Here is a 24,050-nt window from a genome sequence, read left to right as displayed (position 1 = left end):
AGAATTAAGGGTTAAGTCGGCGATGGTGGTGGATGGCGGCGGCAATCACCGGCTTCAAGCGGGCGAAATCGTCGGCGGGCGCGGCGGGCGCAGGTGCCGCCTTCGGGGCCGGAGCCGGTTCAGGGAAGAAGCGGTTAACGGCGGCGGACATGCCCTGAATGGCGAAAATCAGCAGGAACAGAAACGCCAGCACGAACCCCATGCCGAGGAACATCAGGGTGAAGCCTTCGCCTAATAGCAGTGCATTATTGGTCATTGACTCTCCTCGTCGTGAAAGTGTGAAAGAAACCAGGTCAGCATCAGCAGATCGGCGCTGCCGCCGGGACTGAGATTGCGGGAAATACAGAGCTCATCGAATTGCTGCAGCAGAGAGAGGTTGGCCGGCGAGCGGATCTCGCCGACGTTGAGCAATAGCTGCGCCTGACGCTGTAGCCAGCGCAGCCCTTTAATGCCGCCGCGCGAGGCGACGCAGGTATCATCGTTGCGCGACATAATGAGCAGCAGGGTATTGAGCAGTGCCAGCTCCTCGCTCAGGCCTTCACCTCGCAGCTGACGATAGCGGGGGAGAGCGGTGTCGATGACTAACGGGTATCCGGCCTGCGCTTCGCCGCGCGCGCCGGTGAAACCCAGAGTAATAAACAGCCGCTGCCCGGCGGTGAGTGGGGTCAGACCGCGGAGTTCAACCAACTCGCGTTCGACGATACCTTGACAAAACGCGCCCACGGTGGCGGCCAGCGCGGCAGGTGAGATCGCTTGTCCCGTCGCCTCGTGACGACCGATCGCGGCGCAAAACAGTCCGAGTATAAAGATGGCGCCTTTATGCGTGTTGACGCCTCCCGTCGCGCGCAACATGGCCGTTTCGCAACGCAGCCCGATAGGCTTCAGGCGATCCAGTACAGAGTCGGGATCCCGCGCCGCGCTGGCGGCCCCCTCTTCAACGAACAGGGGGAGATCGCGAGCAATTGCGCTGGCGCTGCGCAGAAAATCAGGCAGCGCCATATCCTGGTGAGCGCCGCTATTTCGTCCGTCAACCAGACCGGGTTTAGGCGTCAGCCGGGCTTCCGTCTGCATTGCCCGGTAGGCAAGCCTGGCGTAATAACGGCTACGATAAGCCTGCGGTAGCTTTTCCTGGCGCGCAATGTGGGCGCCCTGTGGAGCGAGAGGCATCGTGAACATCACTAATCGCGAACCTGATAAACGATATCTATCACCGAACCATCCCGATAGCGCACGATAGCGACAGGTTTATCGGTAAAGGCGATGGGCTGCGGTTCGTCCGTCAGCTGGCGTGCGCGGTCGCGCAGCCATTCCACGGTGACGGTCTTGAGACCCGCAGCCTGGAGGCGCTGTGCGAGTTCCGGGCGCGCAGGGTTGACCGCCACGCCGTGGTCGGTCACCAGCACATCGACGCTGGATCCGGGAGTGATACGGGTCAGCACCTTATCGACAACGGTCGGAATGCGTCCGCGCACCAGCGGAGCGACGATAATTGACAGCGCGGAGCCGACCGCCGTGTCGCAGTGCCCTCCGGACGCACCGCGCAGCACGCCGTCGGAACCGGTCAGCACGTTAACGTTAAAGCCGGTGTCGATTTCCAGCGCGCTTAGCACAACGACGTCCAGCTTATTGACCGACGCGCCTTTGGCGCTGAAGTTGGCATATTCGTTGGCGCTAATTTCAATATGGTCGGGATTACGCGCAAGCGAGCGGGCGGCAACGCTGTCAAAACCCTGAACGTCAAGCAGACGACGAATGTAGCCCTCTTCATGCAGGCCAACGATGGTGGCGGTAATGCCGCCGAGTGCGAAATCGGCGCGGATGTTTTTACGGCGCATTTTCTCGCCGAGGAAGCGGGTTACCGCCAGAGAAGCGCCGCCGGTACCGGTTTGCAGGGAGAAGCCTTCGCGGAAATAACCTGAGGCTTCAATGACCTGCGCTGCGTTCTGCGCAATTTGCAGCTCGCGCGGGTTGGAGGTCATGCGGGTAGCATCGGCGCCGATCTTTTCCGCATCGCCCACGCAGCTTACCTGTACCACCAGGTCAACCTGATCCTGCCTGATGCTGGCCGGGTGATGCGGGTAAGGCAGAATATCTTCCGTTAGCAGTACAACCTGAGCGGCGTGCTGCGCATCGACCATAGCGTAGCCCAACGAACCGCAGGTGGCGCTGCCGGTGTAGCCATTGGCATTGCCCATATCATCGCAGGCCGGAACGCCGAGGAACGCCACGTCGATATGCAACTCGCCGCTTTTCACCAGGTGGGCGCGGCCGCCGTGCGAGTGAATGTGGACCGGATGTTCCATCAATCCACGGGAAATCTCTTCCGCCAGCGGACCACGCAGGCCGGAAGTGTAAATCCGAGTGACCACGCCGTTGCGGATATGATCGATCAGCGGCGCATGGCAGGCGCTCAGGGAGCTGGAGGCCAGGGTCATATTTTTAAAGCCCATCGCTGCCAGCTGGTTCATCACCAGGTTCAGCGTCAGGTCGCCGCCGCGAAAGGCGTGATGGAAAGAGACGGTCATGCCGTCGCGCAGCCCGCTGCGGCGTACGGCTTCTTCCAGTGAAGCGCAGGTTTTGGCCCGACGCTGCTGGCGCTGCATCTGTTTGTCAGTATCGGTAAACGGCGTCAGTTCACCGATGATGCGGGATAAATCTTGAGTGTGGTTCATGGCGGTTTTACTCCTCACGGACGCCGGATAGTTCAGCGCGGGATAGCACCAGATGGGCGCGAGCGATAATCGGGCTATCGATCATTTTGCCGTTGAGAGAGACGACGCCCAGGCCCTCGCGTTCAGCGGCTTCCGCTGCTTCAACCACGCGTCTGGCATGATCGACATCTTTCTGCGTCGGTGCGTAGAGGTTATGCAGCAGGGTAATTTGCCGCGGGTTGACCAGCGATTTGCCGTCGAAACCCAGCTGTTTGATATGCTCGGCTTCCTGCAGGAAACCCGCCTCGTTGTTGGCATCGCTGTAGACCGTGTCGAAGGCCTGAATCCCCGCCGCTCGCGCCGCTTGCAGAATGGTGCAGCGAGCAAACAGCAGCTCAATGCCGTCAGCGGAGCGTTCGGTACGGATATCGCGCACGTAATCTTCCGCGCCTAGCGCGATACCGATTAAACGCGGAGAAGCCTGGGCGATGGCCGGAGCCTGCAGAATACCTTTAGCTGACTCAATGGCCGCCAGCATGCCGGTGCTGCCGGGCTGGCGCCCGCAGTCTCGTTCTATGCGAGCAATCTCTTTTTCCATCGCGATAACATCTTCTGCAGTATCAGTTTTTGGTAGTCGGACGATATCGACTCCGGCGCGTACCACGGCTTCCAGATCATCGATGCCCCACTGAGAATCCAGGGCGTTCACGCGAACAATGGTTTCAATATCGCGATAAAGCGGGTGTTGAAGCGTGTGGTAGACCAGGCGACGGGCGGCGTCTTTTTCGCGCACGGCCACGGCGTCTTCGAGATCGAACATCAGCGCATCGGCAGGATAGATAAACGCGTTGCTCAGCATGGCGGCGTTAGCGCCAGGGACGAACAGCATGCTGCGGCGCAGGCGGTTTTTACGTTCTGGCTTCATGATTTTTCTCCCCAGCCCTGCGTCAGTGCGCCCGCGCGCATCAGAGCGGTTTCCAGACGCGCGCGCAGTATGCAGTCCAGCGCGCCTTTGTCATCCACGATGACGGCGACGCCGCGAATCGCGTGTTGTTGTAGTACGGCAGCCAGCGTGGCGCGGATGGCATCGCCAAACTGTTTTTGGACCGAGCTGGTGATTTCAATTTCCGGCGGTAGCTCGGGAGCCAGCGGTTCGATGCGGATTAATGCATCGCTGGACTCCAGAGTCCCGGCTACGGCGGGGACAATCTGTTTCATAATGCTCCTGTAGGGGTTGTGGTCATGCTCGCCAGGTCAGTTTTCTGGTGGCGCTTCAGATAACGTAGGGTGGTGTCAGGTACCAGGGGGGCGACCTCGCTAAGGCGATTTTGCTGCAACAGACGACGGACTCTGGAAGCGGAAACGGGCGTGCCTTGCCACTGCAGCCGTGAAATCTCGACGAGTTCCACTGGGGCGAAGGGAAGCGCCGGCGTGCTGAGCCAATGGCGCATGTCCTGGTTATAGCGCGCGGTTATCGGGCAGAAGGGCTCGTTCCCGACAATACGGTGCGTGATGCCGAGCACCGGGGCGATATATTGACGAAAAAGCGTGATATCGATTTGCGTGTAGCAGCGCTCGACGAGCGGCTGTTCTTTCAGAAAGTAAGCCGGAAAGGTGGCGCGTGAGATCATATATTGTGAACCAGGATGCACCGTCAGCTTCGTCATTCTCTGCGTCGCATCCTGAACCAGCGCGAGGCGGTCCGTGAAAGGAAACTGGGCGGCATCTTCGTTAACCAGAAACAGATGCAACCAGTCAAAATGGTCTGAAGCATAGCGAATAAGATGCAGATGGCCGTTGGTAAACGGATTGGCATTCATCACGATGGCGGCAATGCGGTTGCCTGGTTTACGCAGCTGTGCCAGCTTTTGCAGATAGCGCGTCAGGCGAGAACCGCTATTTTCCATTAATACCATGCAGCCCGGAATCGAAACCAGGGTGGTGAAACCGCAGTCGATAAATAGACGTTCGTTATGGCTGCGGGTGTACACGAATAATGTACTGTTGCCATTCTCCATGGCGATATTAATAAGCTCAGTGACCAGCTTAAGTAATACTCCCTGGCCACGGAGGTGCCGGGAAATAGCGATACATTTAATAATGTCGCCGTCAACGCCACCGCATGCAACAATTTCATCTTGTTGGTAAATCACCACAAAATCGGTAACGTGAGGGTCGATATCCAGATTATTAGCCTGAAGAAAACGGATTATTTCAGCAATTTTTGCCGCATTTTTTCGGGGCACTCTGCTGATAATCGTGGTGGTGTCCATATCGACCCTCCTTTCACTTAATTAAAAAAACAACATCATGATGGCTACGCTTAATAGCGCGAAGAACACGCACATCGGCACCGCTTTAAACAACAGGGTGGGAAATAGTTCATTACGTTCTTTGTCTTCGGAGCAGGAGCCGAGCAGCAGGCTGCCGCCGGAAGAGAACGGGGATATTGCCGTTGCCTGCGCGCCAATTACCGTAGCGGTAAACAGGATCATGGCGTTAATACCGGTGGCGGAGGCTATTGACGGAATTATCGGGAACAGGGCCGGACAGACGACGCCCAGAGTACTGCTGAAGAATGACATCATGCCGCCAATAATCGCCAGAGCGAAGGGGACGATGGCGGCAGGGAGGCTCGAACCAACCCAGCTTGCCAGCATATCAATGGTGCCTGCTTTAATCGCGACCTGAATCAGCATCCCGACGCCGCAAATCATGATCAGCGTATTCCACGGCACCAGAGCGATGGCTTTTTTCTCATCGCCGAGCTTGAGAAACAGGGAGATAACGGCGAATACGATAGAGACCAGGCCGACATCGACTCTGGCGTTGATAAACTTGATGTCCTTAGCGTCAGGCATAATGAGATGCATGACGGGGAATGCCAGAACCACCAGCAGCATCGCGAAAATCAGCAGCAGATTTAATTTCTGCTTACTATCGAATGGCGCGGGTTTTTCAACCTGCAAAGCGCCGCTGACCGCATTATTCCCACGGGTGGTGAGAAAGATTAATAAAAGAATAACCACTATCGGTAGGATGAAAGAAACCAGAAAAATAGATGACGTGTAGATAAAAGAGTTTGCGCTGTAGCCTGCATTATCAATAAGCCCGCGAAATACAACACCGCTGGCGCTGGTCATAAAATTAGCACCGCCCAGCGCGCCATAGTTAACAGCGACGGCGGCAACCAGCTTATTCATTCCTGTTTTGCGGCACAACAGCAACGTTAACGGCGCGAAGAAGGCGAGAACGGTAAAGAAACCCGCCCCCAGGCTCGCCACAAAGGTGGCGGCGAAATAAATCACCAGCGGTAAAAATTTCGGAAAGTGGCGGCATAAGTAGAGCAAATGCATAGCCAGCTTTTCTAAGGTGCCATTGATTAATGCAAAGTTATAAAAAAGCGAAACGGCAAAAATAACAAAGAAAATACCGATCGGCCATGTTTTGATAACTTCTCCGGCCTTCATATCCAACAGGAAGCAACCTATAAAGTAGGCAAATACAATGGCGAACAGACCGGTATTTATTTTTGTCCGGTAACCTAACGCAATCGAGATGACAATAGAGAGTATTACTATCATGCTGATGTTCATGATAAGTCCTTTTACCGTGTTATCGGAAATGAGGTAATCACCGAGCTAACGGATTTAATATCGGTTTTTATTCATATTTTTTGCGAATACACATGGCGAACCCAACCATTCTGCAAATATATGCTATTGTAATAATATTTTTAATCTTCTTTAGGATAATGCTCAACGATTAATAAGCTCTATAACGCTTTGGCTAAGGATATTATTACGTTGAGTATTTGTTAATTCCCAATGATAAATCTCATCGATGGCTTTTGTGTAAGTCATGCGATCTTCGTAACGCGTATGCGGCCAATCGCTGCCCCATAGCAGGCGCTCGGCACCAAAGTGCTTTAATAATAAGGGCATGAGCATTTCCGTGTTATCAGTTGGCTTTTGTGCGCTGCCGTTGCGATAGCTGGCGGAAATTTTCACCCATATTTTACCGGTTTCTGCATATTTGAGAAGATAGATAAAACCCGGGTCGTTGTCTTTTCCCGCAGGCAGGCCAAAGTGGTCAATAACTATTTTTACATCGGCGGCGAGCAGTACGCCAAGGAGCGGAACCAGGTCCGCCGCTGGGCGATGAAGTTCAATATGCCAGCCAAGCGCGTTAATATGGCGCAGATGCTGCTGCCACACCGGCATAGTTAAATCTGGCAGCTCTTGTCCGATAAGATTCAGGCGCACGCCGATGATTCCCTGCTGTTTAAGGGTTTCCATCGCACAAAGCGGCGTATCTGGATCGATGACCGCCACGCCGTAAAAACGGTCCGGCGACTGACGAATTGCTTCCAGCATATAGCTATTATCGGTACCCAGAAAACTCGGCTGGATCAGTATCGCTTTGTCGATATGGTGCCGATCCAGTTGAGCCAGATATTGGGCCGGAGTAGCATCATACTCTGGTACGTAGCGGCAATGCTCTGCCAGCGGCAAACCGGTGGTAAAAACATGAGCATGAGTATCAAAATGCATCTAAATTTTATCCTTTTTCAGAGAGATAACGATAAAATGATTGTTGCTGGCTCTGTAGTGAGCCTGAATGTTCAACCTCGAGTTGAATAGTTGACTACTCAACTTAGGGTTGACTATACAACCTGGCAAATAGAGATACTCCTACATGGCTCACGTTTTACCGATCTATGTGCAGATCCAGGAACAACTTCGCAGCGGCATTAAGCGGGGCGATTATCCACCTGGTCACAAGCTGCCGTCTGAAAATGAACTGGCACAACAGTTTTCCACTACCCGTGCCACGGTAGTTCATGCGATGCACGGCTTGTTAAGCGAAGGGCTCATTGAACGCATACGTGGCAAAGGCACATTCGTCAAAGCCGCGCCGATTGTGACTCGCGTCAGAAAGCAAGAGCTTGGTTTTTTTGAGAAAGATTTACAGGAAAGCAATCTTTCTATTCAGTACCAGGTATTCTTCTTTGGCGAAGTGCCCGCAACGCCGGCATTATTGACACATTTACAACTCAATGCCGGAGCGAAAATATACCGTCTTGTTCGTTTACGCCTTATTGACGGCAGGCCTCTGGCGGTTGAATTTCGCTATCTTGATGCTGAAATCGCCGCCCATATTACTGTAGCCTCTCTGGAGACGTTGGCCTTACAAACGCTATTTGAACAGCAGCTGGGCATTATTATTCATACTATTCATAACCAGGTTCGCGTCGCGCTGCCGGGGCAGGATGTGGCAAAATTTCTCGATATCAAACGCAGCCGACCGGTGATGGTGCGTCAACATACTTGCCTGGCAGGAGATGACAAGCTTATCCTGTGGGGCGAAACCTGGTATCGCGAAGAATATGAATTCCAGTACAGCACATATCGGGATAAATAATGTCCCGACCTGAAATGCAGGGTGCCATAATTAAATTAATAAAACCAATGCCTTTAATAGGCTTATTAATAATATAACTGCATTAATTGTTGTTTAAGATTGAGCTCGGTCGATAACCCGCCCGGCCCATAAATGCGCATTTATGACCGGAGCGGGAAAATCATTTAACAACGGGTTTGAAAAATCATCTCAGCGGCTTTTTCCATATAGTTATCAAACCGATCGAATTGCAGATAATGATAAACGCGCTCGTCAATCTGTTCGACCAGGCTAAGGTACGTTTCTGGTGTGGGGAGCTTGCCGAGTCGAGCCGCGACCGCAGCAAGTTCAGCCGACGCCAGGTAAACCCGGGCGCCTGCGCCGAGACGATTGGGAAAGTTACGTGTAGAGGTGGCAACCACCGTCGTTCCATCCGCTACCCGCGCCTGGTTACCCATACACAGGGAACAGCCGGGAATTTCAATACGCGCGCCACGCTGGCCGAAAATGCTGAACCACCCCTCATCCTTGAGCTTACTGGCGTCCATCCTGGTGGGCGGCGCCAGCCACAAGCGTACCGGGAGCTGGCCCTCGTGAGCGTTGAGTACTTCACCGACGGCGCGAAAATGACCGATATTGGTCATGCAGGAACCGATAAACACTTCATTTACAGGATGATTCGCGACGGCGGATAGCGGTCTGACATCATCCGGGTCGTTCGGCGCGCACAGCAACGGCTCGTTGATATCGTTAAGATAGATATCAATCGTGGCGGTATAGTCGGCATCGGCATCAGCTTCGAGCAGCTGTGGATCGACCAGCCACTCTTCCATTGCCAGAATACGGCGCTCCAGCGCGTCGCGATCGCCATAGCCTTCGGCGATCAGCGACTTCAGCAGTACAACATTGCCTTTGATACTGTCGATGATCGACGCGCTGTTCAGCTTAATGGTGCATCCTGCCGCCGAACGCTCGGCGGTGGCGGCGGTGAGTTCAAACGCCTGTTCGACGGTGAGCGCCTCCAGCCCTTCAATTTCCAGGATACGACCGGAGAAGATGTTCATCTTGTCTTTCTTGCCGACGGTCAGTAGGCCCTGCTTGCTGGCGTAATACGGAATAGCGTGTACCAGATCGCGCAGGGTGATGCCGGGACGCATTGTGCCATGGAAACGGACGCGCACCGACTCCGGCATATCCAGCGGCATGATACCGGTGGCGGCGGCGAAGGCCACCAACCCGGAGCCTGCAGGCAGGGATAAGCCGATCGGGAAGCGCGTATGGGAGTCGCCGCCGGTGCCAACGGTATCCGGTAATACCATGCGGTTGAGCCATGAATGGATAACGCCATCTCCCGGGCGTAGCGATATGCCGCCGCGTTCGCGCATAAAGTCCGCCAGCGTCTGATGTGTCTGGACATCTATCTGCTTTGGATAAGCGGCGGTGTGACAGAAAGACTGCATCACCAGATCGGCGGAAAAGCGCAGGCATGCCAGATCTTTGAGTTCGTCGCGGGTCATCGGCCCACTGGTATCGGGTGAACCGATGGAGGTAATTTTCGGTTCGCAGTAGGTTCCGGGGCGGATGCCTGCTACGCCGCAGGCGCGGCCAACGATTTTCTGCGCCAGTGAGAAGCCGCGGCTGCTCTCTGCGGGTGCATTGGCCTGACGAAAAATAGTGTCTGGTGGCAGACTGAGTGCCTGCCGGGCCCTGGCCACTAAGGCGCGGCCGATCATCAGCGGAATTCGCCCCCCGGCACGAACTTCGTCGAGCAGCATGTCGGTTTTCAGCGTGAAGTTCGTTAATAATTTATTATCGTCGTGACGGCGTATCTCGCCTTTATAGGGATATACGTCAATAACGTCGCCCATATTCAGCTGGCTTACATCCGCTTCAATCGGCAGCGCGCCGGAGTCCTCCAGAGTGTTGAAAAAAATTGGTGCGATTTTTCCGCCGATAACCATTCCGCCGCCGCGTTTATTAGGCACGAAGGGGATATCTTCGCCCATGTGCCACAGCAGCGAGTTGGCGGCAGATTTACGCGATGAACCGGTGCCGACCGTCTCGCCGACAAAAACCAGCGGGAATCCCTGCTCCTTAAGCTGCGCGATTTTACTAAGCGGGCCAATGACGCCAGGCTGGTCCGCTTCAATGCCATCATGCGGGTTCTTCAGCATAGTGAGTGCGTGCAGCGGAATATCCGAGCGCGACCAGACATCCTGCGCCGGAGAGAGGTCATCAGTATTGGTTTCGCCCGGCACTTTAAATACGCTGACCGTGATTTTTTCGCCAACGGCGGGGCGTTTTAAGAACCATTCAGCATCAGCCCATGCCCGTAGAACCTGCTGAGCTGATAGGTTTCCCGCTGCAGCTTTAGCTTCCACGAGCTGAAAATTATCAAATATTAATAGGGTGTATGAAAGTGCGTCCGCGGCGGCTGGGGCTAATTCGGGGTTATCTAACGCGGCGATTAAGGCGGGAATATTGTAGCCGCCGAGCATGGTGCCGAGTAGCGCTATCGCCCGAGTTTTGTCGATCAGCGGTGAGACGAGATCTCCCGCGGCTAGCGCTGCCAGATAATCGGCCTTCACCCTGGCGGCATCGTCGACGCCGGGCGGGACACGGTTAACGAAAAGATCGTATAAAAATGCCTCTTCGCCGACGGGAGGGTGTTGCAGCAGTTCGGTGAGTTTTTGGACCTGTCCGGCATTCAGCGGTTTGGCGACAAGCCCCTCTGCGGCGCGAGCGGCCTGATGTTGGCGGTATTCTTCCAGCACGGTTGTCATCCTTGGTTTTTTGCTGATAAGCCCGGCGAAATAGCCTTCGCCGGGACTTTGGCGGGCCTTAAGCCTGATGAGCTAAGGTTTCCAGCAGGTAATCGGTGAATTCCGCCGCGCTGGCGTCTTTGGTGTAGGTCGTGACGACTTTTTTGCGTTCGCTGACGGTACACTGGAGCAGCGCTTTGCTGAGTTGGCGACTCTTCTCGCCGTAGCCGATGTGCGCCAGCAGCATACCGACGGCGCGGATCAGGCTGCACGGATCGGCATACTCGCCGCGCCCTTCGCTCACCAATCCCGGCGCGGTACCGTGGATCGCTTCGAACATCGCGTAACGGCTACCGATGTTGGCTGATGAGGCCGTACCCAGTCCGCCCTGAAGCTCGGCGGCGATGTCGGTCACAATGTCGCCGTACAGATTTGGCAGGACGAAAACCTGTAGCCCCTTACAGAAGGTCTCATCACCCATACGCGCGCACATGGCATCGACCAGACGATCCTGCACTTCAATGTCAGGGTAATGCTCTGCGCCGACCTTGCGTACGCCTTGCAGGAAGTTACCGTCCGCTAGCTTGACGATGTTGGACTTGGTGATCACAGTGACGTTGGTTTTGCCATTCTTTCTCGCGAATTCAAACGCCTGACGAGCGATACGCTCGGTGCCCTGCGCGGTCTGAACTTTGAAGTCTACGGCCAGGTCATCAGTAATCTGAATGCCTTTATTGCCCCAGATATACTCGCCTTCGATATTTTCGCGAAAGAACGTCCAGTCGATATTCTTTTCCGGAATAGAGACCGGTCGTACAGCGGCAAACAGATCCAGCGAGCGGCGCAGCAGGCTATTTGCGCTGACCATGTTCGGCCACTTCTCGCCCGGACGTGGCGTCACCATCGGCCCTTTCAGCAGCACGTCGCACTGCTTAACTTGTTCCAGTACATTATCAGGCAGACTCTGCCCCAGACGCGCGCGCTCTTCGATGGTCATGCCGCTGACCGGACGCAGCTCCAGTTTACCGGTGGCGATTTCATCTTTTGCCAGAAATTCCAGTACCCGCAAAGCCTGTTTCATTATGATTGGACCGATGCCGTCGCCGGGCAGGATCCCGACGACGATACGCTCCTGCTGCGAAAAATCTTTCGCTTCCCCCGCCTGCTTCATCGCTTCAATGCGCGCCAGTTCTGAGGTGATTAACTCGGCGAATTTTGCCTGAGCTTCTTCGATAAACGTCATAACAACTCCATTGATTTACTTATTGTTGCGGGCCTTGTTGTAGTTAATCAGGCAGCCAGCCTTGATGATTTCCCGTTCATCTTTGGTGACCGGCGCCATCGTTAGCTCAATCTCCTGTACCTGACCTCCGGGGCTGATGACAAAGGCCCGGAACGTGCGCGAGTCGGCGTCCAGAGCGGCGCGAATGCCGGGAACGAAAATAGAATCCCCCACGTTAAAGGTCGGTTTGCCCACCATCTGGAACGGCAGCATTCCCCAGTTAATGACGTTTGAGCGGTAGCGTTTGGTGGCATATTCCTCGGCAATATTCGCCAGTCCACCTAGTACGCGCTGGCAGCTTGCCGCCTGCTCGCGGGCGGAGCCGTCGCCGGGCTTCACGGCGTAAATCACGCTGCCGATCTCTACATCCAGCGGTTTAATCTCAGCGAACCCCGGGATGGCCTGGATTTGGGTAAATACTGACTGTAGTTCTTCGCCGATTTCGCCCTGCGCGCGGGACCTCTCCAGCGCGTGTACTGCCTTGCTGCGGCTGACATATTGCGGATCGCGGCGGGACAACGTGAACTCGGCGAGGCCCAGCGGATTAGAGCGGTAGGAGGAGGTTTCGCCGGATGGGATCAGCTCATCGGTGGTGGTTACCGGATCCATGATGCGCGAGACAACTTTTAGCAGAATGTTGTCATGCAGCGGCTCCATTTCCGGCCAGTCTTTGATATTCGGGCCATAAACCAGCTCGGCATCGTTGATCTTCTGGTGGGTTCCGATGTAGACGCGGCTGTGGTAGGGGGTCGGATCGAAGTCATATTCCGGGACGTCAACAGGCGGTAAAGCTGTGGATGGCGTGAGCAGGCCGCCGTTCGCCGCCGTTGCGGCGATTGAACGCGCGTCCATCAACGCGACGGCGGACATCTGGCCCACACCCGGCTTAGAGCCTTCGCGGTTCGGGAAGTTACGCGTGGTGTGGCGAATACTCAGCCCGTCGTGGCAGGGGGTGTCGCCCGCGCCGAAGCAAGGGCCGCAGAAGGCGGTACGGATAATCGCGCCGGCCGCCATCAGATCGGCAATCGCGCCTTTCTTCACCAGGTCCATAAAGACCGGTTGAGAAGACGGGTAGACCGCCAGCGAGAAGGCGTCATTGCCGCAGCTTTTACCACGCAGCATCTGTGCCGCAGCGTAAACGTTGGAGTAGTTACCGCCCGCACAGCCGGCAATAATGCCCTGCTGAACCCGCAGTCTGCCGTTTTCCACATGATTTAACAGCGAGAACGGGATCTGCTCTCCGGCAATATGTTTGGCTTCTTGATCGACGCTGTGCAAAATGTCGGTCAGGTTGTCGTTTAGCACATCGATGGTGTAGACGTTGCTCGGATGGAACGGCAGGGCGATCATCGGTTTGATGGCGCTTAAATCGACGTGTACACAGCCATCATAGTATGCGATATCGGCCGGTTCCAGGCGCTGGTAGGCCTCCGGACGACCGTGCTTCGCCAGGAAACAGTGCGTGTCGGCGTCGGTACGCCAGATGGAACTCAGGCAGGTGGTTTCCGTGGTCATCACGTCGATGCCGTTGCGATAATCAGTGTCCATGGTGGAGACGCCCGGCCCGACGAATTCCATCACTTTGTTTTTCACATACCCTTTCTTGAAGACTGCGCCGATGATTGCCAGCGCGACGTCGTGCGGGCCGATGCCCGGCTGCGGTTTGCCTGTCAGATAAATCGCGACGACGCCCGGATAAGCCACGTCATAGGTGTCGTTAAGCAGCTGTTTAACCAGTTCGCCTCCGCCTTCGCCGATGGCCATCGTCCCCAGCGCACCGTAGCGGGTATGACTGTCAGATCCGAGGATCATTTTGCCGCCGCCGGCCATCATCTCGCGCATGTACTGGTGGATAACTGCCAGATGCGGAGGAACGTAGATGCCGCCATATTTTTTGGCCGCCGACAGGCCGAACATATGGTCATCGCTGTTAATGGTACCGCCGACCGCGCACAGTGAGTTATGACAGTTGGTCAGCACATAAGGGATCGGGAAGTAGGTCATGCCGGAAGCTTTTGCCGTCTGTACAATACCGACAAAGGTGATGTCGTGAGAGGTGAGGGCATCAAACTTCAACTTGAGCTGCGATATATCGCCGGAAGTGTTGTGCGCATTGAGGATTGACCATGAAATGGTGCCTTTTTGCGCTTCGGTTTTGTTCAGAGATGCCGGGGCGTTTTTCTCTTCAACCACTTCGGTGCCATTCAGCAGGTAAACCCCGCCATCGGAAAGCTTGATCATAATTATTCCTTTTATAATTGGGTTAATTCGCTCACGTTGCGGCAGGAGTTAGTCGCGGATGTACACTGTGCCATCCATAATCCGTCGGGCCGTCCTCTGCACGGCGACGCCGGGCACCTCCGTGCTATCGCCGTTCTGCACCAGTGAGGGATACATTTTCATGACGCCGCTGGGGTGCCCGATACGTATGCCCTCGCGCCAGTCGTTGAGGGTGGCGATGTGCTGTACCAGGCTGCCGGGGAGAAACGCCGCTACGCTGATGGCGCTGGCGGAGGTCAGAGGACAAGCTTTATGGCATTTGAAAACGGAAATAACGCGGGCGCATAAATCCATTTCCTGCTGCTGTGTCAGCTGACCGGAGATATCCGTATAGCTTTTCGGCGTAGTGACCATGCCGACTTTCGGCACCGCCGGGCTATTGTCGCGTGCGTCATCGAGATCTTTCGCGAATCCCATCAGGCAGGCGGCAGCGCCGCGAATTTTTTCCAGCAGGTCGCTGACGATCTGATTCTGGTTAAGCGCGTCGGGTAGCTCGGTGCCCGTCAGGCCGATATCTTCCGCGCGTACCAGCACCATCGGGTTGCTGATGTCGAGAATAGTCGCCTCTATGTCGCCGTGGCCGGGGATATGCAGGAGGTCAAGCGTATTGCCGGTTGGCAGCAACGAACCGGTTTTAGAACCCGCTGGATTGAGGAAGTTAACTTTCAGCTCCGCGCAGGTACCGTCCACCCCGGCAATCTGGCAGTCGCCTTCCTGCGCAAAGGTTCCGTTTTCGCACGGCACGGTGATATCAATGCGTTTGCCGGTATTGTGGTTGAGCATTCTGACCGTGGCGATTGGCTCAACGGCCGGGATCAGACCTTCTTCAATCGCGTAGGGGCCTACCGCAGCGGTCATGTTGCCGCAGTTAGATTTATAATCGACCTGGCTTTTGCCGACGATAACCTGGCCGACAAGGTACTCGACATCAACGTCAGGTAGTTCGCTTTTCCAGACGATCACGATTTTGTTGTTAGAGGAAACCGTTCCGCCCATACCGTCGATTTGCTTCGGATCCGGGTCGCCCATCACCTGCAGGAAGATGCGATCCCATTGATTGCGATCGGCAGGCAGGTCATCTTTTAAAAACATGCAGCCTTTGCTGGTGCCGCCGCGCATAAAGACCGTTCTGAATTTTCTCATAGGGATTCCTGAGTGGCTAAATTTCAACGTTAATCATCCAATTAAGACGCCTTGATGAAGGCGCTAATGTTGGCCTTTCCTTATGCCAGGATGGCGATATTTTGTGTCAGGCTTAACGGCTTACCGCGCATTTTTGCTGGCCACGTGGCGCAGCTGGCCGCCCTCGATCACGATTTCGATTTCTCGCGGCGTGAGGTCGACGTTGAGCGCAACTTCGCGGTTTTTGCTCATATTTTTAAGTAGCACTCGGCGCTGACGTAGTCCTTCGTGGAAGTTTTCGATACGCAGTTCGTCAAATGTCTCGAAACAGGCATAGTCTTCCGGGTTAGCGAAAATCAGCGGTACTACGCCGTGGTTAACGAGGTTATTTTTGTGAATGCGCGCCATCGATTTGGCAATCACCGCTTTGACGCCCAGGTACATCGGTGCGATGGCCGCATGTTCGCGGCTTGAACCTTGGCCATAATTTTCACCGCCGATGATGATGCTTTTGCCCAGCTCTTTGCAGCGATCGTGGAATCCCGGATCGATGCGGCCATAACAGTATTTGCTGATTTCCGGGATATTGGAGCGCAGGGCGGAGAACTGGGCGTTGGCTGGGGTAATATCATCGGTGGTGATATTATCGTCACGCACTGCGGAAACCTGTACGGCCAGCGTATTCGGCAGCGGTTCGTTGATCGGCATTGGTTTGATGTTTGGCCCGCGAATCACGTCGACTTCTGCACCGTTTTTCGCCGGGGCCAGAATCAACCGATCGTCGATAATATAGTTGTGAGGCTCGACAATGTCGTTGAGGACGGCGACATCAACCACATCGCGCGGGTCGGAAATGTAGCCGGTAATGGCCGATGCGGCAGCGACCTCCGGGCTGGAGAGATATAGTTTCGCATTCAAATGGCCGCCGCGGCCTTTAAAATTACGATTAGAGGTGCGCAGCGAAACACCATCGGTGGAAGGGGCCTGGCCGATACCGCAGCAGGCGCCGCAGCCGCAGTCGATGACGCGTGCGCCCGCAGCGATGAGTTTGCCGATGATGCCGTCGCGTAACAGCATTTGATAAAGCTGGCGGCTGCCAGGAGCAACGACAAAGCTGACCTCCGGGTGAGTGAAGCGGCCTTCCATAATCGCCGCGGCTTTGGCGAAGTCGGTATACGAGGCGTTGGTACAGCTGCCGAGGAACACCTGGTTGATTTTCACATCGCGACAGTTGCGCGCTTCAGTCACGTTGTCCGGCATATCCGGCATCGCCACCAACGGCTCCAGCGTGTTGAGATCGATATCGATATAGCCGTCATATTTGCAGCCTTCGTCCGGCTGCAATGAAATCCAGTCCTGCTCGCGATGCTCTTTAATAAAGAACTCGCGGGTTACTTCATCGCTGGGGAAAATGGAGGTGGTTGCGCCCATTTCGGCGCCCATATTGGTGATGGTTGAACGATCGCGGATGCTGATATGCGCTACGCCTTCGCCGGTATATTCGTAGACTTTACCCAGTCCGCCTTTGACCGTTTCACGGCGCAGCATTTCCAGAATAATATCTTTTGCCGAAACGCCCGGCTGCATACGGCCATGCAGGCGTACGTTAATCACTCGCGGCATTTTCAGCCAGGTCGGCTCACCCGCCATTGCCAGAGCGACATCCAGGCCGCCCGCGCCCAGCGCCATGGCGCCGACAGCACCGCCGGTAGGTGTGTGGCTATCGGAACCCAATAGAGTGATCCCCGGACGGCTGAAGCGTTCGAAATGGACCGTGTGGCAAATACCGTTTCCGGCTTTAGATAAATAAATTCCATGTTTGCTGGCGACGGTCTGTAAATAGATATGGTCGTCCGGATTTTTATTATCGGTATAAAGCATATTGTGGTCGATATAGCTGACCGAACGCTCCGTTTTTACCTGTGGAATGCCCAATGTTTCGAAGGCCAGATAGGCCGGGGTGCCGGTGACATCATGGGTTAATGTATGATCGATACGGATACTAATTTCTTCACCGGCAACCATGCTGCCGCTTAGTAAATGTTGGGCAATAATTTTTTGGGTAATGTTCTGTTTCATTTTCTGGTCCGTTAACAAAATAGAGCGTAGATACCGACAATAGCCATGGCAAAGCTGAGAAGCATGGCGGCAAAAGCCCAGCCGAAGAGTTCGATAAACATTTTGCTGGGGGTATATTTCTGCTCTGCTTCTTTATTGGTGGCGACGCCGGACATAATCAGCGCGCCGGTGGTGGATACCGGGCTGACGCCGGAGACGGTACCGCCAACGACGACCATGGCGACCAGTTCAATCGCGGAAATATTTACGCCTAAATGTTCAACGATGCCCTGGCAGGTTGGGATTAATGTCGGAAAGACGACGCCAATACCTGAACTAAAGAAAGACATAATTGCGGCGGTTGTGACCATCACGGATGATGCCGTGGTTTCATTCATTACCGTAGTTAAGGTTTTCGCCAGCAGAGTAATACCGCCGGACTCCATCACCACGTTCATTAACAGGCCTACGCCACATACCAGAATTAATACTGACCATGGTATGCCTTTAATTGCCGAGGTTTCATCGCCAGCGCCCAGCGCAGAGAGTAAGGCGCCAATGGCAAATGCGGTTAATCCTACGTTGAGGGAGAAAACCACGGCGCACAGGATTAACGCGACCAGCCCTGCCAAAGAGCACCAGTGGACGGTAGTGAATTTCGGCGCGACAGGGTTCATGCCATCCACGTTACCGATATTGAGATCGTCAAGGCGCCAGCCCCGATACCAGACGTAGCAAACGATGGCCATCACAACCGACGTCAGAAACAAGCAGAGCCACACCGGGAATAGATCAGGTGTAAGTTTCTGTTTTTCCATTAATTCCATGACAAGCACGCCTTCCGGTGTGATTTGCGTCATGCGTCCGCCAAACACGCCGCACTGGCCAATAATCGCCATCATGATCGGGTTAAGCCGCGCCTGGAAAGCAATTGGGATGGCAATAACCGGGACTATCGCCAGAACCGGAATCGCGCCCGGCCCTACAGAACACAGCGCAAAGCCAACAATATAAATAGCCACCGGCAGAAGATTGCGTTTATGCACCGAACCGACGATCTTTTTTGATAAGATTTCTAGCGTCTTATTATTATGCAGGATGCTGAATAAATAGGTTACACCGAGCATCGTTAAAAATAAAGAAACGCTAAATCCCTTAAATAGTTTGGCTGTAGGGATATGATAGGTCAGGCTTAAAATAAAAGCGAAGGCCACCATAATTATTCCCACGTTGGTCTTTTTATAAAAACCAATAATAATGGCGATGAATATCGCCAATAGTGAAATGATTGCAAGATTAGGCATATTGGCTTCCGGTTATAGCGATTTAAACAGAATGCAAACCGGGCTTTCTGTTGCAATGACTGGGGATAACTGTGTCAGGCTGCCGGTAATATTGTCGAATGCGTATTGAATGATCGTGTCGCTATCTTCGTTAGCGACAAATAAACGATCGCTGGTATCGTTAAAGGTAATGAAACGCGGCGTACGACCCGGTATCTTCATGGTTTCAATGCGGGTAAGATAACCGGTTAGTGGATTAATGCGAAAGATAGAGAGTGATTCGTGAATACGGGTGGATTCAATTATCCATTTTCCAGAGTTATCAACGAGTATGGCGCTGGATTGCCCTTCACCGGTATAGGATTCCGGCAGGACCGGAATAATCTGCTGGGGTTCAATCTTGCCGCTGCTTTGATCGAAAAAGAACCAGGTCACGGTATTGTCTTTTTCATTAACCAGATAGCAATATTGATTATTAGGATGGATCGCCATATGGCGCGGCTCAGAGTACTCTCTGGCACGGAAATAGTCGGTTTCGGTTAGAGTGCCTTTTTCCGGGTCAAACTTTAGTACGCTGACGCCCGCGTAGCCGACAACGCGCCCCTGCTGCGGCACGAAAAGATAGTTTTTTTCTTGATCCCAGATGCATTGATGCGCATGGGAAATAGTGTCATCGGTTTTGCCTGCAAAACGCCAGACAAATACGACTTCCCCCAGCGCGCCATTTTCCTGCCGGCGGATAACATAGACTGCGCCGCCCTGTAAGGTCGCTACTAACAGGTAACGATTAGTTTTATCAGCAGTAATAAATACCGGATTTTTACCGCCCTCCAGCGTTATTTTGTTAATCCAGGTGAGGGTACCGTCTGTAGGGTTAATCGCGTAGCTGGTGACTTCGGTAAAATCACCATGGACTGAGTAGAGGAAGTTTTTGCTATTATCGAAAGTCAGCCAGGATGGATTTTCCTGTTCTTTTAAGGTCTGAATTTTCGTCCAGTTACCGGTGTTGTCATCAATATTCCAGACGCTTAATCCCTGGCCTCTGGCGTTACGCAGCGCCGTAGTACGGCTTCCAACATAAGATACAGACATAATTATTCCTTTTATTAAGGTAAGAATATTGCGCTCTTACGCCTATTTTTATTTGTTATGTGAATATATTTTGGCAGTAATTCTTGAGTTATCGCTATGGTGTCATTTTGGCGAGAGGCTTATAAATCATTTTTTTGTGTCAATTGATAACTAATTTGCATTAATAGCTTGTTCTTATGTTGCCAGCTTTAACAAGATAGGTTGTGCAAGGCATGATTTATAACTGGAGTGTTAATAAAAGACGAACGATAGCGAGTGTAAGGCGTATGCAGGTAATGTAAAGCGATGAGCAATGGCGCCAGGAAGGCTAAAAATAATGAACTGCATCACAAAGCCGACTGGAACGAGGTCTTTTTTAGTTCAGCCTTTATTACATTTCTGCGTTGGTTGGCGGAAATTAATCATAGTAATCTTGTGCGGGATGCGTATTATTTTTAGTTTTTATCTGCCCGATGTTTCATTTCTGTAAAAAGGATCTTCTATGAAAAGCGAGCTGTTAGGGACAAAAGCATTTGTAACTATTGCAGATTTTGGCTGTTTTACTCGGGCGGCGGATGAGCTCAACTTATCGCAACCGGCATTAACGCGCAGAGTAAAAAAATTAGAAGAAAACCTCAAAGTTTCTTTATTCGAACGTACTACGCGTAAGGTGACGCTGACCTATGCCGGAAAAGCGCTTCTGCCGCACGCTCGGGCGCTGCTGGACTATATGGATAACGCCATTCTTAGCGTGCAGGAGCTGGCGGCTCATCAGAAAGGCGTCATTAAGTTATCCTGTATTCCCACGGCAACCTTCTATTTTCTCCCTAAGGTGCTGGAAAAATTTAATGCGCTCTATCCCAACATTCGCGTGCATATTCACGAGCAGGCAACGATGGATAGTTTAGATTCGTTAATGAGTGGTGAGACGGATTTCGGTATTAATATGAACCGTGTCACACATCCTCAAATCACCTTCACTCCCCTGGTTGATGAGCCTTATATTTTGGTTTGCCGTCGCGACCATCCGCTGGCGACAAAGAAGCTGGTGGAGTGGAATGAACTGGCTCCCCATCGCTTAATTGGCGTCAGACGCATCAGCGGTAACCGGATGCTGATCGAACAGGAGATTGCCGAAACTGCCGGAACACTGGAGTGGTTTTATGAAGTGCGCCACTATTCAACGGCGATAGGACTGGTTGAGGCCGGCCTGGGAATTGCCGCGTTGCCTTGTATGGCGATGTCGCATCATCAGCATGATTCACTGGTAAGCATTCCTCTTGTCGAACCGGTTATCCGGCGCAGTATTGGCCTGATAAGGCGCAACGATGTGCCATTATCCCCAATGGCCGAGAGGTTAGTGAATTTGTTCCTGGAAATGTGGTTTGAACGGAAACCTGAAGAGTGGGCAACGTCTTTTGATTTATTTTCGCGATAACTGTCCTTAATCCGACAAGGAACGAACTATGCCATCATCATCTTTGCGTTTTGCGATTAATTTAGGCAATGCTCTGCTTGCAGAGCAGTCCGCTACCGGTGAACTTCAGGGGCTGACGGTCGACCTGGCGCGAAGAATCGCGCGCTCCTGCCAGCAGACGGAACGGCTAAAACCCTATTCAGCGGCGAAACGCATCGTTGAAGATGCCCAACATAATCAATGGGATATCGCTTTTCTGGCGGTTGATCCGGCTCGTGAGAATGAACTGTGTTTTACCACACCTTATCTGACGATTGACTGTACCCTCCTGGTGCGTCGCTGTAGCGAAGTCTCGTCCGTGACGGAGATGGATCGTGAGGGCGTTACGATTAATGTCGGCAAAGGTTCTGCCTATTCACTGCCGCTCATGCGCACACTAAAACATGCCCGTCTTAACGAATATCCGACCACTCAGCAGGCGCTGAGCGCTTTTCTGGCCGGTGAGGGGGATATGGTGGCGAATATTCGTCAACTGCTGGAGGCTGCTGCTTTACAAAACGGGGCGGTTCGCCTGCTGCCTGACAACTATAGCCAGATTCAACAAGCAATCTGCGTGCCGCGCACGGCTCCGCAGTATTTCGAGCAGGTAGAGGCGTTGGTAGCTCAGTGGCAGCAGGACGGCACGCTGGCGGCGCTGGTTGCCCGCTATATTTATGCCTGACCTCTTCATTAACCGGGAAGAAGCCGCGGCGATGCATCAGGCCCGGCATATTTCCCGGTGCGGCGCTCGAGGAGCCCTTATCGGGACTACCAATCTGCAAATGGCGGTGAATCCGTAGGTCAGGTAAGCGCAGCGCGGTAAGCGGGGGTTACCCCCGCTTACCGCCGTACTGCGCAAACCACGCCAGCATTCGCTGCCAGCCGTCTTTCGCCGACTCTTCATGATAGCTGGCGCGATAGTCGGCATTAAAAGCGTGGCCGGCCTGCGGATAAACCACAATTTCCGCCGTGGCGTTGGCCGCCCGTAGCGCCTGGCGCATGGTTTCTACCGTATCCTGTGGGATGCTGTCATCTTTTGCGCCATACAGCCCTAAAACCGGGGCATTCAGATCGACGGCGACATCGACCGGATGCTTCGGCGAATTAAGCGTTTTTTCGCCGACCAGCTTGCCGTACCAGGCGACGGCGGCTTTTAGCTGCGGGTTATGCGCAGCGTACAGCCAGGTGATGCGCCCACCCCAGCAGAAACCGGTAATGAGCAGACGGTGGGCGTCGCCGCCGTGGCGGTAGGCCCAGCTGGCCACGTGATCGAGGTCGGCCAGCACCTGAGAATCCGGCACCTTTGTGACCAGTCCCTGGAACAGAGAAGGAATGTCGCTGTAATCGTTAGGATCGCCCTGGCGGAAATACAGCTCCGGTGCGATAGCCAGATACCCCTCCTTCGCCAGACGGCGGCAGATATCGCGGATATGTTCATGCACGCCGAAAATTTCCTGAACCACGATAACCACCGGCAGCGAACCGTCGACGCTGCGCGGGCGGGCATGGAATGCCGGCATGTTATCTCCCTGCGAAGGGATGGATGTCTCCCCGAAGACGATGTTCTCATCTGATGTGTGAACGGCAGTTGAGGCGTGCGGCGTGGCTGCAGGTGCAAAGCCGGTTGGCTTGATTGTCGTCATGGTATTCTCCGTACCCTCAATTTATTAGCGCATCAATAACTATAGCTGCTCTGGACAGGACGTTAACCAAACACAGTGCCCGAAACCGGCTATCTTTTGTTCAGGGTTCTGAGATTTAGCTTGTTAATGTGATGTTTATCACTATTTTATGGAAAGTTATTGCAATGAATTTCATTCATGGTGATTGGTATCACAAAACTGAACCAGCAGCTTCTGTAAAGTACCGTTTTGCTTCTGCTGATAATTCGACCCACAGAGGAGTTTTTTATGTCCAAGTCTGATGTTTTTCATCTCGGCCTCACCAAAAACGATTTACAAGGGGCTACGCTGGCTATCGTCCCTGGCGATCCGGAGCGTGTGGAAAAGATCGCCGCGCTGATGGATAAGCCGGTTAAGCTGGCATCTCACCGTGAATTCACCACCTGGCGCGCCGAGCTGGATGGTAAAGCAGTGATTGTCTGCTCTACCGGTATCGGCGGCCCATCGACCTCTATCGCCGTGGAAGAATTGGCCCAGCTCGGCATCCGTACCTTCCTGCGTATTGGTACCACCGGCGCCATTCAGCCGCACATTAACGTAGGTGATGTTCTGGTGACCACCGCTTCTGTCCGCCTGGACGGTGCAAGCCTGCACTTTGCGCCGATGGAGTTCCCGGCGGTGGCTGATTTTGAATGTACTACCGCGCTGGTTGAAGCGGCGAAGTCTATTGGCGCAACCACCCATATCGGCGTGACCGCCTCTTCCGACACCTTCTATCCGGGCCAGGAACGTTACGATACCTTCTCCGGCCGCGTCGTTAGCCGCTTTAAAGGCTCGATGGAAGAGTGGCAGGCGATGGGCGTAATGAACTATGAAATGGAATCCGCCACTCTGCTGACCATGTGCGCCAGCCAGGGCCTGCGCGCCGGAATGGTTGCCGGGGTTATCGTCAACCGTACCCAGCAGGAGATTCCGAACGCGGAAACCATGAAGCAAACCGAAAGCCACGCGGTGAAAATTGTCGTGGAAGCGGCGCGCCGCCTGCTGTAATTATTCTCTC

Annotated in this window: 20 protein-coding genes; 4 read left to right on the top strand and 16 right to left on the bottom strand. The window is 53.8% G+C overall.

Features of this window, described 5'->3' with window-relative positions; translation table 11 throughout:
• Positions 1 to 4 precede the first annotated feature (4 nt).
• The 8 genes from ABLV75_RS19100 to ABLV75_RS19065 all read right to left on the bottom strand — a co-directional run bounded on the left by ABLV75_RS19100 (position 5) and on the right by ABLV75_RS19065 (position 7,204).
• A complete protein-coding gene (locus ABLV75_RS19100; protein WP_004107724.1) occupies positions 5 to 256 on the bottom strand; it encodes an oxaloacetate decarboxylase subunit gamma in 252 nt (83 codons plus the stop codon).
• Positions 253 to 1,176 carry a triphosphoribosyl-dephospho-CoA synthase CitG gene (gene citG / locus ABLV75_RS19095; RefSeq protein ID WP_077254301.1) on the bottom strand — a complete coding sequence of 308 codons (924 nt, stop codon included), beginning with the start codon at positions 1,174 to 1,176 and terminating at the stop codon, positions 253 to 255. Before citG ends, ABLV75_RS19100 begins: the two co-directional genes overlap by 4 nt.
• Positions 1,177 to 1,178: 2 nt before the next feature.
• A complete protein-coding gene (gene citF / locus ABLV75_RS19090) occupies positions 1,179 to 2,672 on the bottom strand; it encodes a citrate lyase subunit alpha (RefSeq protein WP_004107728.1) in 1,494 nt (497 codons plus the stop codon).
• Between the two features lie 7 nt (positions 2,673 to 2,679).
• Positions 2,680 to 3,576, bottom strand: a complete 897-nt coding sequence (gene citE / locus ABLV75_RS19085) for a citrate (pro-3S)-lyase subunit beta (protein WP_004107730.1) — start codon at positions 3,574 to 3,576, stop codon at positions 2,680 to 2,682.
• The gene (gene citD, locus ABLV75_RS19080; protein WP_004107741.1) at positions 3,573 to 3,869 is read right to left on the bottom strand and encodes a citrate lyase acyl carrier protein; all 297 of its coding nucleotides are present in this window, start codon (positions 3,867 to 3,869) and stop codon (positions 3,573 to 3,575) included. Before citD ends, citE begins: the two co-directional genes overlap by 4 nt.
• Positions 3,866 to 4,924, bottom strand: a complete 1,059-nt coding sequence (citC, locus tag ABLV75_RS19075) for a [citrate (pro-3S)-lyase] ligase (protein WP_004107743.1) — start codon at positions 4,922 to 4,924, stop codon at positions 3,866 to 3,868. Before citC ends, citD begins: the two co-directional genes overlap by 4 nt.
• A gap of 21 nt (positions 4,925 to 4,945) precedes the next feature.
• The gene (locus ABLV75_RS19070; protein ID WP_004107745.1) at positions 4,946 to 6,247 is read right to left on the bottom strand and encodes an SLC13 family permease; all 1,302 of its coding nucleotides are present in this window, start codon (positions 6,245 to 6,247) and stop codon (positions 4,946 to 4,948) included.
• A gap of 162 nt (positions 6,248 to 6,409) precedes the next feature.
• Positions 6,410 to 7,204: an amidohydrolase family protein gene (locus ABLV75_RS19065; RefSeq protein ID WP_004107747.1), complete on the bottom strand. Its 795-nt coding sequence runs from the start codon at positions 7,202 to 7,204 to the stop codon at positions 6,410 to 6,412.
• Between the two features lie 145 nt (positions 7,205 to 7,349).
• On the opposite strand from ABLV75_RS19065, the gene ABLV75_RS19060 reads away from it, so the two are divergent.
• A complete protein-coding gene (locus ABLV75_RS19060; RefSeq protein ID WP_004107749.1) occupies positions 7,350 to 8,075 on the top strand; it encodes a GntR family transcriptional regulator in 726 nt (241 codons plus the stop codon).
• A gap of 164 nt (positions 8,076 to 8,239) precedes the next feature.
• On the opposite strand, the gene acnB is transcribed toward ABLV75_RS19060, so the two are convergent.
• From acnB to ABLV75_RS19025, 7 genes are all read right to left on the bottom strand, one after another.
• The gene (gene acnB / locus ABLV75_RS19055; RefSeq protein WP_348855095.1) at positions 8,240 to 10,828 is read right to left on the bottom strand and encodes a bifunctional aconitate hydratase 2/2-methylisocitrate dehydratase; all 2,589 of its coding nucleotides are present in this window, start codon (positions 10,826 to 10,828) and stop codon (positions 8,240 to 8,242) included.
• Between the two features lie 67 nt (positions 10,829 to 10,895).
• Positions 10,896 to 12,059, bottom strand: coding sequence for an isocitrate/isopropylmalate family dehydrogenase (locus ABLV75_RS19050; RefSeq protein WP_004107754.1), 1,164 nt, complete (start codon positions 12,057 to 12,059; stop codon positions 10,896 to 10,898).
• Between the two features lie 15 nt (positions 12,060 to 12,074).
• Positions 12,075 to 14,339 carry a hydratase gene (locus tag ABLV75_RS19045; RefSeq protein WP_004107756.1) on the bottom strand — a complete coding sequence of 755 codons (2,265 nt, stop codon included), beginning with the start codon at positions 14,337 to 14,339 and terminating at the stop codon, positions 12,075 to 12,077.
• Positions 14,340 to 14,387: 48 nt separating this feature from the next.
• A complete protein-coding gene (locus tag ABLV75_RS19040; RefSeq protein ID WP_004107758.1) occupies positions 14,388 to 15,521 on the bottom strand; it encodes a PrpF domain-containing protein in 1,134 nt (377 codons plus the stop codon).
• Between the two features lie 120 nt (positions 15,522 to 15,641).
• Positions 15,642 to 17,579, bottom strand: coding sequence for an aconitate hydratase (locus ABLV75_RS19035; protein WP_032734260.1), 1,938 nt, complete (start codon positions 17,577 to 17,579; stop codon positions 15,642 to 15,644).
• A gap of 11 nt (positions 17,580 to 17,590) precedes the next feature.
• Positions 17,591 to 18,862: an SLC13 family permease gene (locus tag ABLV75_RS19030; RefSeq protein ID WP_004107762.1), complete on the bottom strand. Its 1,272-nt coding sequence runs from the start codon at positions 18,860 to 18,862 to the stop codon at positions 17,591 to 17,593.
• A 12-nt stretch (positions 18,863 to 18,874) separates the two neighbouring features.
• The gene (locus ABLV75_RS19025; protein ID WP_004107764.1) at positions 18,875 to 19,933 is read right to left on the bottom strand and encodes a lactonase family protein; all 1,059 of its coding nucleotides are present in this window, start codon (positions 19,931 to 19,933) and stop codon (positions 18,875 to 18,877) included.
• A gap of 481 nt (positions 19,934 to 20,414) precedes the next feature.
• Between ABLV75_RS19025 and ABLV75_RS19020 the strand changes: the two genes are divergently transcribed.
• Complete coding sequence (locus tag ABLV75_RS19020; protein ID WP_004107766.1) at positions 20,415 to 21,350, top strand: LysR family transcriptional regulator; 936 nt, start codon at positions 20,415 to 20,417, stop codon at positions 21,348 to 21,350.
• 28 nt (positions 21,351 to 21,378) lie between these two features.
• Positions 21,379 to 22,050 carry a transporter substrate-binding domain-containing protein gene (locus ABLV75_RS19015; protein ID WP_004107769.1) on the top strand — a complete coding sequence of 224 codons (672 nt, stop codon included), beginning with the start codon at positions 21,379 to 21,381 and terminating at the stop codon, positions 22,048 to 22,050.
• Between the two features lie 148 nt (positions 22,051 to 22,198).
• Here the strand turns inward: ABLV75_RS19015 and ABLV75_RS19010 are convergent, their stop codons facing one another.
• Positions 22,199 to 23,011, bottom strand: a complete 813-nt coding sequence (locus ABLV75_RS19010) for a dienelactone hydrolase family protein (RefSeq protein ID WP_004107771.1) — start codon at positions 23,009 to 23,011, stop codon at positions 22,199 to 22,201.
• 267 nt (positions 23,012 to 23,278) lie between these two features.
• On the opposite strand from ABLV75_RS19010, the gene udp reads away from it, so the two are divergent.
• Positions 23,279 to 24,040 (top strand): uridine phosphorylase, encoded by a 762-nt coding sequence (udp, locus tag ABLV75_RS19005; protein ID WP_004097583.1) that lies wholly within the window; start codon positions 23,279 to 23,281, stop codon positions 24,038 to 24,040.
• Positions 24,041 to 24,050 lie beyond the last annotated feature (10 nt).

This window comes from Klebsiella sp. CN_Kp066, from assembly GCF_040065135.1.
GTDB lineage: Bacteria > Pseudomonadota > Gammaproteobacteria > Enterobacterales > Enterobacteriaceae > Klebsiella > Klebsiella oxytoca.
The sequence above is the reverse complement of the archived record's forward strand: the minus strand, read 5'-3'. Positions and strand labels throughout refer to the sequence as shown.

Coding starts and splice junctions, on each gene's coding strand:
- ABLV75_RS19100 (WP_004107724.1), bottom strand. CDS start 256: ATGACCAATAATGCACTGCTATTAGGCGAAGGCTTCACCCTGATGTTC.
- citG (WP_077254301.1), bottom strand. CDS start 1,176: ATGTTCACGATGCCTCTCGCTCCACAGGGCGCCCACATTGCGCGCCAG.
- citF (WP_004107728.1), bottom strand. CDS start 2,672: ATGAACCACACTCAAGATTTATCCCGCATCATCGGTGAACTGACGCCG.
- citE (WP_004107730.1), bottom strand. CDS start 3,576: ATGAAGCCAGAACGTAAAAACCGCCTGCGCCGCAGCATGCTGTTCGTC.
- citD (WP_004107741.1), bottom strand. CDS start 3,869: ATGAAACAGATTGTCCCCGCCGTAGCCGGGACTCTGGAGTCCAGCGAT.
- citC (WP_004107743.1), bottom strand. CDS start 4,924: ATGGACACCACCACGATTATCAGCAGAGTGCCCCGAAAAAATGCGGCA.
- ABLV75_RS19070 (WP_004107745.1), bottom strand. CDS start 6,247: ATGAACATCAGCATGATAGTAATACTCTCTATTGTCATCTCGATTGCG.
- ABLV75_RS19065 (WP_004107747.1), bottom strand. CDS start 7,204: ATGCATTTTGATACTCATGCTCATGTTTTTACCACCGGTTTGCCGCTG.
- ABLV75_RS19060 (WP_004107749.1), top strand. CDS start 7,350: ATGGCTCACGTTTTACCGATCTATGTGCAGATCCAGGAACAACTTCGC.
- ABLV75_RS19050 (WP_004107754.1), bottom strand. CDS start 12,059: ATGACGTTTATCGAAGAAGCTCAGGCAAAATTCGCCGAGTTAATCACC.
- ABLV75_RS19045 (WP_004107756.1), bottom strand. CDS start 14,339: ATGATCAAGCTTTCCGATGGCGGGGTTTACCTGCTGAATGGCACCGAA.
- ABLV75_RS19040 (WP_004107758.1), bottom strand. CDS start 15,521: ATGAGAAAATTCAGAACGGTCTTTATGCGCGGCGGCACCAGCAAAGGC.
- ABLV75_RS19035 (WP_032734260.1), bottom strand. CDS start 17,579: ATGAAACAGAACATTACCCAAAAAATTATTGCCCAACATTTACTAAGC.
- ABLV75_RS19030 (WP_004107762.1), bottom strand. CDS start 18,862: ATGCCTAATCTTGCAATCATTTCACTATTGGCGATATTCATCGCCATT.
- ABLV75_RS19025 (WP_004107764.1), bottom strand. CDS start 19,933: ATGTCTGTATCTTATGTTGGAAGCCGTACTACGGCGCTGCGTAACGCC.
- ABLV75_RS19020 (WP_004107766.1), top strand. CDS start 20,415: ATGAAAAGCGAGCTGTTAGGGACAAAAGCATTTGTAACTATTGCAGAT.
- ABLV75_RS19015 (WP_004107769.1), top strand. CDS start 21,379: ATGCCATCATCATCTTTGCGTTTTGCGATTAATTTAGGCAATGCTCTG.
- ABLV75_RS19010 (WP_004107771.1), bottom strand. CDS start 23,011: ATGACGACAATCAAGCCAACCGGCTTTGCACCTGCAGCCACGCCGCAC.
- udp (WP_004097583.1), top strand. CDS start 23,279: ATGTCCAAGTCTGATGTTTTTCATCTCGGCCTCACCAAAAACGATTTA.